The 11,902-nt window shown below is 67.9% G+C and carries 10 protein-coding genes; 6 read left to right on the top strand and 4 right to left on the bottom strand.

Features of this window, described 5'->3' with window-relative positions:
• Positions 1-24: 24 nt before the first annotated feature.
• Genes Q344_RS0102610 through Q344_RS0102625 form a run of 4 tightly spaced genes read right to left on the bottom strand, consistent with a single transcriptional unit; the run spans position 25 to position 5,190 of the window.
• Positions 25-1,152 carry a CaiB/BaiF CoA transferase family protein gene (locus Q344_RS0102610; protein ID WP_028285285.1) on the bottom strand — a complete coding sequence of 376 codons (1,128 nt, stop codon included), beginning with the start codon at positions 1,150-1,152 and terminating at the stop codon, positions 25-27.
• Positions 1,149-3,293, bottom strand: a complete 2,145-nt coding sequence (locus Q344_RS0102615; RefSeq protein WP_028285286.1) for a 3-hydroxyacyl-CoA dehydrogenase NAD-binding domain-containing protein — start codon at positions 3,291-3,293, stop codon at positions 1,149-1,151. Before Q344_RS0102615 ends, Q344_RS0102610 begins: the two co-directional genes overlap by 4 nt.
• Positions 3,294-3,304: 11 nt before the next feature.
• The gene (locus Q344_RS0102620) at positions 3,305-4,513 is read right to left on the bottom strand and encodes an acetyl-CoA C-acetyltransferase (protein WP_028285287.1); all 1,209 of its coding nucleotides are present in this window, start codon (positions 4,511-4,513) and stop codon (positions 3,305-3,307) included.
• A 56-nt stretch (positions 4,514-4,569) separates the two neighbouring features.
• Positions 4,570-5,190: a TetR/AcrR family transcriptional regulator gene (locus tag Q344_RS0102625; RefSeq protein WP_028285288.1), complete on the bottom strand. Its 621-nt coding sequence runs from the start codon at positions 5,188-5,190 to the stop codon at positions 4,570-4,572.
• Between the two features lie 155 nt (positions 5,191-5,345).
• Here Q344_RS0102625 and Q344_RS0102630 point away from each other — a divergent pair, with 155 nt between their 5' ends.
• The 6 genes from Q344_RS0102630 to Q344_RS0102655 are packed head-to-tail and all read left to right on the top strand — an operon-like array spanning position 5,346 to position 11,889.
• The gene (locus Q344_RS0102630) at positions 5,346-6,221 is read left to right on the top strand and encodes a branched-chain amino acid ABC transporter permease (RefSeq protein ID WP_028285289.1); all 876 of its coding nucleotides are present in this window, start codon (positions 5,346-5,348) and stop codon (positions 6,219-6,221) included.
• Positions 6,222-6,225: 4 nt separating this feature from the next.
• On the top strand, positions 6,226-7,323 hold the full coding sequence (locus Q344_RS0102635) for a branched-chain amino acid ABC transporter permease (RefSeq protein WP_028285290.1): 1,098 nt from the start codon (positions 6,226-6,228) through the stop codon (positions 7,321-7,323).
• Complete coding sequence (locus Q344_RS0102640) at positions 7,320-8,096, top strand: ABC transporter ATP-binding protein (RefSeq protein WP_028285291.1); 777 nt, start codon at positions 7,320-7,322, stop codon at positions 8,094-8,096. The genes Q344_RS0102635 and Q344_RS0102640 overlap by 4 nt, the downstream gene beginning before the upstream one ends.
• Complete coding sequence (locus Q344_RS0102645; protein ID WP_028285292.1) at positions 8,093-8,854, top strand: ABC transporter ATP-binding protein; 762 nt, start codon at positions 8,093-8,095, stop codon at positions 8,852-8,854. The genes Q344_RS0102640 and Q344_RS0102645 overlap by 4 nt, the downstream gene beginning before the upstream one ends.
• Positions 8,845-10,683 carry an AMP-dependent synthetase/ligase gene (locus tag Q344_RS0102650; protein ID WP_028285293.1) on the top strand — a complete coding sequence of 613 codons (1,839 nt, stop codon included), beginning with the start codon at positions 8,845-8,847 and terminating at the stop codon, positions 10,681-10,683. The genes Q344_RS0102645 and Q344_RS0102650 overlap by 10 nt, the downstream gene beginning before the upstream one ends.
• Before the next feature lie 42 nt (positions 10,684-10,725).
• The gene (locus tag Q344_RS0102655) at positions 10,726-11,889 is read left to right on the top strand and encodes an ABC transporter substrate-binding protein (RefSeq protein WP_028285294.1); all 1,164 of its coding nucleotides are present in this window, start codon (positions 10,726-10,728) and stop codon (positions 11,887-11,889) included.
• Positions 11,890-11,902 lie beyond the last annotated feature (13 nt).

An 11,902-nucleotide genomic window follows, 5' to 3' on the forward strand; every position in this document is an offset into this window, starting at 1 on the left:
GGCGGGCGCGATGCTCTCCTTCTGTCAGGTCAGCACGCCCTCGGCCCTGAGCCGCGCGATCGTGTCCTCGTCGTAACCCGCGGCCCTCAGCGCGGCCTCGGTGTCCTGACCCGGGGCGGGGGGCGGGCGCGGCGCGTCGGCGGGGGTGCGGCTGAAGCGCGGCGCGGGGGCGGCCTGGGTGACGCCGTCCCGCACGACAAAGGTCCGCCGGGCGGCGAGGTGGGGGTGATCCGCGGCCTCGGACCATGTCAGCACCGGGGTCGCGCAGGCGTCGGTGCCGTCGAAGATCGCGGTCCATTCGTCGCGGGTCTTCTGCCGGAAGATTGCCGCGTAATCCTCGCGCCGCTCGGGCCACCGGGCGGGGTCGGTCTGGTCGGCGCGCTGCGCGTCGTCGATGCCGGCCCTCGCGATCATCTCGGCGAAGAACTGCGGCTCGAGCGGTCCGAGCGCGATGAACTTCCCGTCGGCGCAGGCGTAGGTCCGGTAATGCGGCGCGCCGCCGTCGAGCAGGTTGCTCTCGCGCGCTTCGCTCCAGCGGCCCATGGCGATCATCGAATGGACCAGCGCCATCAGCGCCGAGGCCCCGTCGACCATCGCCGCATCGATCACCTGGCCCTTGCCCGAGGTCTGGCGCTCCCAGAGCGCGGCCATGATGCCGAACAGCAGGAACATCGTGCCGCCCGCGTAATCCGCCCCGATGTTGAGCGGCGGGGTGGGCACGTCGTCCGCCCGGCCGATGGCATGCAGGAAGCCGGTCAGCCCGAGGTAGTTGATGTCGTGCCCCGCCATCTGCGCCATCGGACCGTCCTGGCCCCAGCCGGTCATCCGGCCATAGACCAGCCCGGGATTGCGCTCGGCGCATTCCGCGGGACCAAGCCCCATGCGCTCCATCACGCCGGGACGGAAGCCCTCGATCAGCACGTCCGCCCCCGCGATCAGCGCCATCGCCGCGGCCACCCCTTCGGGGTGCTTGAGGTTCAGCGCCACCGACCGCTTGCCGCGGTTGTTGATGTCGGCGGGATGCGCCGCGGCCGACTTGCGGGCGATCAGCGTGACCTCGGCGCCCAGGTCGGCCAGGAACTGGCCGGCCAGCGGCGCGGGGCCGATGCCCGCCATCTCCACCACCCGGAGGCCGGCGAGGGGCCCGCTCATGCCGCCTCTGCCGCGCTGTCGCGCAGCCGGTCGAAGGCCGCGTCGGGGATCGCGAACCGCTCGCCGTAGCGTTCGGCCAGGGCCTTCGCGCGGGCATTGAAGGCGTCCACGCCGATTCCGCGGATGAACTGGATCGCGCCGCCGGTATGGGCCGGGAAGCCGATGGCGAAGATGCCGCCGAGGTTGGCCTCCACCTCGGTGTTCAGCACGCCCTCGTCGAGGCAGCGCAGCGTCTCGATCGCCTGCCGGTAGAGGAGGCGGTCGATGGCGTCCTCCATCGGCACCTCCGCGTTGCCCTGTGCGAATTGCGACAGCCCCGGCCAGAGCGATTTCGTCCCGTCCGAGGCGTAATCGTAGAAGCCGCCGCCGTAGTGCCGCCCGCCGCGGCCCTGTGCGATCATCGCGTCGACGACCCTTGCGCTGGCGGTGTTGTGGTGGCCGAAGTCGCTCTCCACCCCGAGCCGCGCGTCGAGCGCCTCGTGCGTCCTGCGCACCTTCTGGGAGAGCACCTGCGAGACCTCGTCCGACACCGCGAGCGGCCCAACCGGCATCCCGGCCTTCCAGGCGGCACGCTCGATGGCGGCGGGGGACATGCCGTCCTGCAGAAGCTGCATCCCCTCGTCCATGAAGGTGCCGAAGACGCGGCTGGTGAAGAAGCCGCGGCTGTCGTTCACCACGATGGGCATGTAGCCGATCTGCTGGACGTAATCGTAGGCGCGGCGGAGGGTTTCGGCGCTCGTCTTCTCGCCCATGATGATCTCGACCACCTTCATCTTGTCGACCGGGCTGAAGAAATGCAGGCCGATGAAGCGGGTCGGATCGGGGCAGCTTTCCGCGAGGATCGAGATCGGCAGGGTCGAGGTGTTCGAGCCGTAGATCCCGTCATCGGCGAGCTGCTTCCAGGTCTCGGGGATGACCGTCTCCTTCAGGTCGATATCCTCGAACACCGCCTCGATGATGATGTCGGCGCCCTTGCAGGCGGCGTCGTCGGTGACGGGCGTGATCTTGTCCAGCAGGGCTGCCCTGGCCTCCTCGCTCATCCGCCCCCGCTTGATCGCCTTGTCGCAGAGGGCTTGCGAATAGGCCTTGCCCTTCTCGGCCCTGGCCATCTCCATGTCCTTGAGCGCGGTGGTCAGCCCCGCCCTGGCATGGGCATAGGCGATGCCCGATCCCATCATGCCCGCCCCCAGAACGGCGGCCTTGGAGGCCTTCCACTGCGGCCCCTCGGGGCGCACCTTGCCGGACCTGATCGCCTGCATCCCGAAGAAGAACGTCGTGATCGCGGCCTTGCACTCGGGCGTGGTCATCAGCGCGACGATCCCCCGGCTCTCCATCCTGAGCGCGGCGTCGAAGCTCATCCGCATGGAATTGACCGCGATGTCGAGGATCTTCTCGGGTGCGGGCAGGAGCCCTCGGGTCTTCTGGAAGAGCATGGCCGAGCTGACCTGGATGGTCTGCCGGATGCGCGGATGCAGCGCATCGCCATTCGGGTAGCGGAAGCCCTTCCGGTCCCAGGGCTGGGTTTGGCTGTCGGGGTTGGCCTTGATCCAGGCCCGGGCGGCGGGGATCAGTTCGTCCTTGGCGACGACCGCGTCGACCATGCCCTCGGAGAGGGCCTGCTGCGGCTTGGCCTGCTTGCCCTCGAGCAGGTAGGGCAGCGCCTTCTCCAGCCCGAGGAGCGCGGTCAGCCGGACCACGCCTCCGGCCCCCGGCAGCAGGCCGAGGGTCACCTCGGGCAGGCCGACGACCGCCTTCGGGTCATCCGCGACGATCCGGTGGTTGCAGGCGAGGCAGAGCTCGTAGCCGCCGCCGAGCGCCGCGCCGTTGATCGCGGCGACGACCGGGACGGGGAGGCGTTCGAGATCGCGGTAGACGGCCTTGTTCGCCTCGATATAGGCGAAGGTCTCGGCATCGGCCCGGGTGGTCGCGAGGATGTCGTTCAGATCGCCGCCCGCGAAGAAGGTCTTCTTGGCCGAGGCGAAGATCACGCCCCTGAGGTCCTCTTCCGCCCGAAGCTTCGCGATCACGTCCTGCATCCCCGGCACGAACCGGGCGTTCATCGTGTTGGCGGACTGGCCGGCCATGTCCATCGTCACGGTCACGATGCCGTCCGCGTCCTTCTCGTAGATGAAATCGCTCATGTGCCCCTCCCTCAGACGCGTTCGATGATCGAGGCGATGCCCATGCCGCCGCCCACGCACATGCAGATCAGCGCGCGCTTCAGTTTCCGCCGCTCCAGCTCGTCCAGCATCGTCGAGACGAGACAGCCCCCCGTCGCGCCCAGCGGATGCCCCATGGCGATGGCGCCGCCGACGACGTTCAGCTTCTCGTCCGGCACATCGAGATCGCGCTGCAGGCGCAGGGCAACGCTGGCGAAAGCCTCGTTGATCTCCACGAGGTCGATGTCCTCGATGGAAAGCCCGGCCTTGGCCAGCGCCTTTTCCGAGGCCGGCCCCGGCCCGGTCAGCATGATCGTCGGATCGGTCGAGGTCAGCGCGATGGAAACCACCCGCCCGCGCGGCGTGAGGCCGAGATCCTTGCCGGCCTGTTCGGAGCCCACCATCACCAGCGAGGCGCCGTCCACGATTCCGCTGGAATTGCCCGGCGTGTGGACATGGTTGATCCGCTCGACCTCGGGGTAGCGGGCGAGCGCCACGGTGTCGAAGCCCATGGCCCCGGGGCCCGCGAAGGAGGGCTTCAGCGCGCCCAGCTTCTGCATGTCGGTGTCGGGTTTGATGAAATCGTCCCGTTCCAGGATCGTGATGCCGTTCTCGTCCTTCACCGGCACGACCGAGCGGTCGAACCAGCCCGAATCCCGGGCGTGGGCCGCGCGTTTCTGGCTCTCCAGCGCGAAGGCGTCGACGTCGTCGCGGCTCCAGCCCTCGATGGTGGCGATCAGGTCGGCGCCGATGCCCTGCGGCACGAAGCCGGTCTGGATCGCGGTCGCCGGATCCTCGGCGAAGGGGCCGCCGTCGGCGCCCATGGGGACGCGGGACATCGACTCGAAGCCGCCCGCGCAGACCAGGTCCTCCCAGCCCGAGGCCACCTTGGCGGCGGCGGTGTTGAAGGTGTCGAGCCCGGAGGCGCAGAACCGGTTCACCTGCGCGCCGGGAACCTTGTCGGACCAGCCGGCCTTCTGCAACGCGATCTTGGGCAGCACCGCGCCCTGTTCCATCACCGGCATCACGCAGCCCAGCATCACGTCATCCACCCGGGCTGTATCGAGGTCGTGGCGCGACTGCATCTCGCCGAGGAGCGTGGTGACGAGGTCGATGGGTTTCACCTCGTGCAGCGTGCCGTCCGGCTTGCCCTTGGAGCGGGGCGTGCGGATCGCGTCGTAGATATAGGCGGTTTCGGCCATCGGTTTCCTCCCAGAATGCGATGTCGGTCTGTTTCGTCCTGTCTCCCGGGCCCTCCTCAGGCCGCGTCGAAAAGCGCCATGCGGGGCAGGGGCTCGAACTCCCTGGCGGCCAGCAGCCGAGCCTCGCGCCGCTCGATCCCGAGGGCGCGCAGCATCGCCTCGGCGGTGTCGCTGCCCGCTTCGCGCCATGTGCGGTGCCCGTTCAGCACCAGCGTCATCGCGCCGAAGGTGGCCCCGCCCATCATCCCGCAGATCGAGACGACCTGCTCGGGCCGGACGTCGAAGCGCCCGGTCTCGATCCCGCGGTTCAGCTCTTCGGCCGGCACCCGGCCCCAGAAGGCGCCGAGCTTCTGCTCGAGCATGGCATAGCGCGCGATGAAGCGGCCCCAGTGGGGTTCCTCGTGCACCCGGCGCACGCAGAGCCGCATGGCGTTGGAAATCCGCAGCGCGGGATCGGTCTCGGTGCCGAAGCTCTCCCGCACGGAGTGCAGGAATTCCTCGGCCATCATGTCGCAGACCGAGGCGAAGAGCCCCGAGGGCTCGGCGAGGTTGTTGTAGATCGTGCCGCGCGAGAGCCCCGCCTCCTTCGCCAGCTCGCTGACGGGAATCGTGGTCCCGCCGGTCTCGGCGAAGATGCGCATGGCAGCATGGTGGATGCGGAGGCTGGCGCTGTTCATCAGGGGAAGGGGGGTCCGAAATATGTGTTGACCGAAATTGAACACGTCTGTTTAAATCGTGTCAACAGCGTTCAGGCTCCGTCAGGAGGAGGCGGCAGAAGCGCTGCACACAGGGAGGCGCGCGGCCGGGTTCCGGCGCGCGAAAGGAGAGGTTCATGGAGCTTCTGCAGCTGCTGTTCGGCGGCGTGGCGAACGGCTGTATCTACGGGCTCGTCGCGCTCGGGTTCGTGCTCATCTACAAGGCCAGCGAAGGGGTGAACTTCGCCCAGGGCGACATGATGATGCTGGGCGCCTTCATCGCGCTCGGCTTCGGAAATGCGGACCAGATGGGCTGGCCCTTCTTCCTCGCGGTTCCCGCGGCCATGGCCTGCATGTTCGGGGTCGGCTGGGGGATCGAGCGGGTCTTCGTGCGCCGGATCTTCGGCCAGCCGCAATTCGCTCTGGTGATCCTGACCATCGCGCTCGGCTTCGTGCTGCGCTTCGTCGCCGGCTCGATCTGGGGCTACACGCCGCTGGTTCTGGAGACGCCCTTCTCCGGCGTGAACTTCTACTTCGGCGGCGTGGTGCTGGGGGCGGCGGACCTGGTGACCATCCTCGTCACCGCGGTCCTGACACTGCTGCTCTGGGCCTTCTTCGCCTTCACGCGGGTGGGGCTGGCCGCGCAGGCGGCCTCGCAGAACCAGATGGCGGCCTATATCGTCGGCGTCCCGGTGATGCGGCTGAACGGTCTGATCTGGGGCCTCTCGGGGGTCGTGGCGACCGTGGCGGGCGTGCTCTACGCCACCAAGGGGGCGATCGACCCGAACATCGGGCTGCTCGGCATCAAGGCCTTCGCGGCGGCCGTCATCGGCGGGATGGGCTCGCTCCCGGGCGCGCTGCTCGGCGGGCTCCTGATCGGCATCGTCGAGCCGCTGGCGGGCCGCTACGCGCCGGGCGAGTTCGCGCAGATGTCGCCCTACATCATCATGCTGGTGGTGCTGGTGACCCGGCCGGGCGGGCTGTTCTCGCAAATCCAGATGAAGAAGGTCTGAGCCCATGCGGATCGTCTTCAAGACCACCTACGACCGCGACATCGACATCCACGAGCACTGGGGCAAGCGGGGCGCCTACCTTGCGCTGCTGGCGGTCATGGCGGTGCTGCCTTTCCTCGTCGGCGAATACTACCTGGCCGAGGCGACCAACACGCTGATCTGGTCGCTCGCCGGGATGGGGCTGATGGTTCTGGTCGGGCACACGGGGCAGGTCTCGCTCGGCCACGCGGCCTTCCTCGCCATCGGGGCCTACACGGACGCGGCGCTGATGACGGCGGGGGTGCCGTTCCTGGTCTCCTTCCCCCTGGCGGGCATCGCCGCGGGGCTCTTCGGGGCGCTGATCGCGATCCCGGCGGTCAGGATGTCGGGCATCTACCTCGCCATCGCGACGCTCGCGGTCTTCGTCATCGTCGAGGAGATGGTGATCCTGCTCTCGCCCATCACCGGCGGGGTCGGCGGCATCTTCGCCCCCACGATCGAGATCCTCGGGATCAGCTTCGACCGCTACGCGGAGCTCGCCAACCTCTACTGGCTGGTCCTCGCCGTGGTCGTGCTGGTGACCTGGGGCTACGCCAACCTGATGCGCTCGCCCACGGGGCGGTCGTTTCTGGCGGTGCGCGACAGCGAGGTTTCGGCCCGCGCGCTCGGCATCAACGTGACGCGGACCCGGGCGCTGGCTTTCGGGCTATCCTCCGGGGTGACGGGCCTGGCGGGCGCGCTGATGGGCCATTACATCGGCTTCTTCAACTACGAGCTCTTCTCGATCTTCATCTCGATCAACCTGCTGCTCGTCGTCACCATCGGGGGCCTCGGCTTCATCCAGGGCGCCTTCCTCGGCGCGATCCTCATCACCGCCGTGCCGCAGGCCATCGCGATCTTCCGGGACTGGGCGAATGCCTCGCTCGGCGTCGATCTGGGCGGGATTCCCGGGCTCGACACGATGATCTTCTCGGCCGTGCTGATCGCCTTCATCATCTACGAACCCGCCGGGCTCTACGGCCGCTGGCTCAAGATCCGCACCTGGTGGGAGCTCTTCCCGCTGGCCCGCAAGGACATGTTCCGGCGGCAGAAATCCTACCTCAAGACGGAGCGCATGAGATGAGCCTGCTGAAAGCCGAGGACATCGCGGTGCATTTCGGCGGCGTGAAGGCCGTGGACGGCGTGTCGTTCGAGGTCGAGGCGGGCGAGGTCTTCGCCATCATCGGGCCGAACGGGGCGGGCAAGTCGACGATCTTCAACCTGATCTCGCGGATCTATCCGCTGACGAAGGGCCGGATCTGGTTCGACGGGCAGGAGATCACCGGCCTCAGGGCGCACCAGATCGCGCCGCTCGGGATTGCGCGGACCTTCCAGAACATCGAGCTCTTCGACCATTCGACGGTGCTCCAGAACCTCCTGATGGGACGGCACACGCACCGGCGGACGAATTTCCTGCAGGACATCCTCTTTTTGCCGAAGGTCCGGCGCGAGGAGCATCTTCACCGCCACCGGGTCGAGGAGGTGATCGAGTTCCTCGAGCTCGAAGCCTACCGCAACAAGATGATCGCGGGCCTGCCCTACGGCGTCCGCAAGGTGGTCGAGATCGGGCGCGCGCTCGCCCTCGGGCCGAAGCTGATCCTGCTGGACGAACCGGCCTCGGGCCTCTCGGTCGAGGAAAGCCAGGAGGTCGCCTTCTGGATCGAGGACATGCGCCGCGAAATGGGGCTGACCGTGCTGATGGTCGAACACGACATGGGGCTGGTCACGGCGGTGGCCGACCGGGTGCTGGCGGTGGCGAACGGACGGCCCCTCGCGCAAGGCACCCCGGCCGAGGTGCAGGCCGACCCGGAGGTCCAGGCCGCCTACCTCGGCACCACGGCGGAGGCGGCGGCATGAGCGTGCTCGCGGTCCGGAACGTGGAGACCTTCTACGGCGCGATCATGGCGCTGCGCGGGGTCAGCATCGACGTGGAGGAGGGCGAGATCGTCACCATCCTCGGCGCGAACGGGGCGGGCAAGACGACGCTGATGAAGACGATCTGCGGGCTGATGGACCCCGAGAAGGGCTCCGTCACCCTGCTGGGCGAGCGGATCGAGGGGATGGACCCGGACCGGATCGTCAAGAAGGGCCTCGCGCTGGTGCCCGAGGGGCGGGAGGTCTTTCCCTATCTCACCATCGAGGAGAACCTGAGGCTCGGCGCCTTCACCCGGCGCGATGCCATCGGCGGCGATCTCGAGCTTGTCTACCAGTACTTCCCGATCCTGAAGGAGCGCAGGAAACAGGCGGCCGGGTTCCTTTCGGGCGGACAGCAGCAGATGCTGGCCATCGGGCGGGGGCTGATGGCGCGGCCGAAGCTGATGCTCCTGGACGAGCCCAGCCTCGGGCTCTCGCCGCTGCTGACGCAGGAGATCTTCGGCATCATCGCCCGGCTCAATGCCGAGCAGGGGGTGACGATGCTGGTGGTCGAACAGAACGCCCATATCGCGCTTGCCACCGCCCACAAGGGCTACGTGCTCGAGACCGGGCGGATCGTCATGGCGGGCCCTGCCGAGACGCTGAGGAATTCGCCCGACATCCAGGAATTCTACCTCGGGAAATCGGGCGAGACGCAGCGCGGGCAGAAACGCTGGAAGAGGCGCAAGACATGGAGATGACCCGCTTCGACACCGCGCCGATCACCGTGGACGGCTGCGACACGGTCGTGAAACTGTGGAAGAACCGCTGCGAGGCATATGGCGACCGTCCCGCGCACCGCGAGAAGGAGCTCGGCGTCTGGCAGGAATATTCCTGGGCGGCGTATTACGACGGGGCGAAGCGGATCGGGCTGGCGCTGATGGCGCTTGGCGTGCGCAGGGGCGAGCCGGTGCTGATCCTTGCCGAGGACCGGCGGGAATGGCTCTACTGCGACCTGGGCGCGGCCGCGATCGGGGCGATCCCGACGGGGGTCTACACGACCGACAGCCCCTCGCAGCTCGCCTATCTCGCGCAGGATTCCGGCGCCCGGGTGCTCTTCGTCGAGAACGACGAGCAGCTCGACAAGTATCTCGAGGCGCGCGACCGGATGCCCGGCATCGAGAAGGTCGTTGTCTTCGACCGCGACGGGCTGGCCGAGTTCTCGGACCCGCAGGTGATGTTCCTCGACGAGCTGCTGGCGCTCGGCGGGACGGAGGCCGAGGCCCACCCGGCGCGCTTCGAAGACGCGCTCGCGGCGGTGCAGCCCGAGGATCCGCGGATGCTGATCTATACCTCCGGCACCACCGGCCCGCCGAAGGGCGCGATGGTCACGCACCGCAACATCCTCTTCCAGCACGTCGCGGGCGAGGAGATGCTGGAGTTTTACGAGAGCGACGAACTGCTGTGCTTCCTGCCGCTCTGCCATGTGCTCGAACGGCTGATCTCGGTGGAACTCCCGATCGGGCACGGCTGCACGGTGAACTTCGCCGAAAGCCCCGAGACGGTGTTCGAGAACCTGCAGGAGGTCTCGCCGCATTCCTTCTCGGGCGTGCCGCGGATCTGGGAGAAGATCCATTCCCGCGTGATGATCCTGCGGTCCGAGGCCGGCTGGCTGGGGCGGCACGCCTTCGACTGGGCGCTCGGCGTCGGCGAGAAGATGGCACGCGCGCGGGAAGAGGAAAAGCCGGTCGGGGCAGCGCTCAAGGCGCAGCACTGGCTCGCCGACCTTCTGGTCCTGTCGAACCTGCGGCGCATGGTCGGGCTCTCCCGCGCCCGCCGGGTGACCTCGGGCGCCGCCCCGATCTCGCCCGAGCTGATCCGCTGGTTCGCCGCGATCGGTGTGCCCCTGATCGAGGGCTACGGCATGACCGAGACCTCGGGCGTCGCCACGATCAACACCGTGAAGGCCAACCACATCGGCACCGTCGGGCCCGCGCTGCCGGGGGTGGGTCTCAGGATTTCGCCCGAGGGAGAAATCCAGGTGGGCGGCGCCTGCGTCTTCGGCGGCTACTGGAACAAGCCCGAGAAGACGGCCGAGACGATGACCGAGGACGGCTGGCTGAAAACCGGCGACGTCGGCCGGATCGACAACCGCGGCTGCCTGACGATCACCGGGCGGATGAAGGACATCATCATCACCGCGGGCGGCAAGAACATCACCCCCGCCGAGATCGAGAGCCGGCTGAAGTTCAGCCCCTACATCTCGGATGCGGTGGTGATCGGGGACAGGCGGAAATACCTGACCTGCCTCGTGATGATCGACCAGGAGAACGTCGAGAACTTCGCCCAGTCGAGGCAGATCCACTTCTCGGACTTCGCCTCTCTCACCCGGGCGCCGGAAGTGCGCGAGCTGATCGGACAGGTGGTGGCGGAGACCAACCGCCAGTTCGCCCAGGTCGAGCAGATCAAGGATTTCCGGCTGATCGACATTCTTCTGACGGCCGAGGACGAGGAGCTGACGCCGACCATGAAGCTGAAGCGGAATTTCGTGAACGAGCGCCACGCGGCGCTGATCGACGAGATGTACTGACCCGCGCCGGGAGGACGGCCGGGCAACCTAGGGAGGAAGACAATGACGACATTCAAGGCACTGGCCGCCACGGCCGTCCTTGCGCTGGCGGGTCCCGCCTGGGCGCAGACGCCCGGCGTCACCGACACGGAGATCAAGCTGGGGGGGGCGCATGACCTCTCGGGCATCTTCGCGCCGTTCTCGGTCCCCGCGGTCGCCGCCGCGAACGCCTATTTCGACAAGGTGAACGCGGAAGGCGGCATCCACGGGCGCAAGATCACCTACATCGTCGAGGATCACGGCTACCAGGTGCCGAAGGCCGTGCAGGCGGCCAACAAGCTGATCAATCGCGACGAGGTCTTCGCGATGTTCCTGAACCTCGGGACGCCGCACAACATCGCGATGTTCCAGCTGATGGGACCGAAGGGGATCCCCAACGTCTCGCCCATCACGGCCGCGCGCCAGATGATCGAGCCCTTCGAGCCGTGGAAGTTCGCGGGCACCTCGTCCTATTACGACGCGATCCTCGAGACCGTGAACTACATGTCCGAGAACGAGGGGACCGAGAAGGTCTGCCTGATGCTCCTGCCCACCGACTTCGGCAAGGAGATCGAGGCGGCGGTCTACCAGCTCCGCGACGAGGGCAAGATCGAGATGGGGGCCGAGATCGCCCACAAGCCGGACGAGAGCGACTTCACCGGCGCGCTCGGCAAGGTGAAGGAATCGGGCTGCGACACGATCGGCATGGCGCTCGGGATCAGCCAGATGATCAACGCGATCGCCACCGCGCGCAAGCTCGGGATGGATCAGAAGATCCTGCTGTCGAGCGCGGGCTTCCACACCGTCGTGGCCAAGGGCCTCGCCCAGCAGGGCGTGATGGACGGCGTCTATGCGGGCGCCGGCTGGCAGGACCTCGAAGCGCGGCTCGGCGAGCCCGAGGTGCAGGAATTCGTCGCCGCCTACAAGGAGGCCACCGGCGAGGAGTATCCCGGCACCGGCGCGCTTCTGGGCCATGCCGGCGCGCGGATCATGGTCGAGGCGCTGGAGGCAGCAGGTCCCGACCTGACCCGCGAGAGCTTCATCGCCGCGATGGAGGGTCTGAACTTCGAGGACAAGGTCGCGGGCAACACGGTCACCTTCTCGGCCGAGGATCACGCGGGCGCGGACGAGGTCTTCGTCTCGAAGATCGAGAACGGGTCCTGGGTGCTGGTCGACACCATCGAATGACACGTGACGCGGG

The organism is Pseudooceanicola nanhaiensis DSM 18065, from assembly GCF_000688295.1.
GTDB lineage: Bacteria > Pseudomonadota > Alphaproteobacteria > Rhodobacterales > Rhodobacteraceae > Pseudooceanicola > Pseudooceanicola nanhaiensis.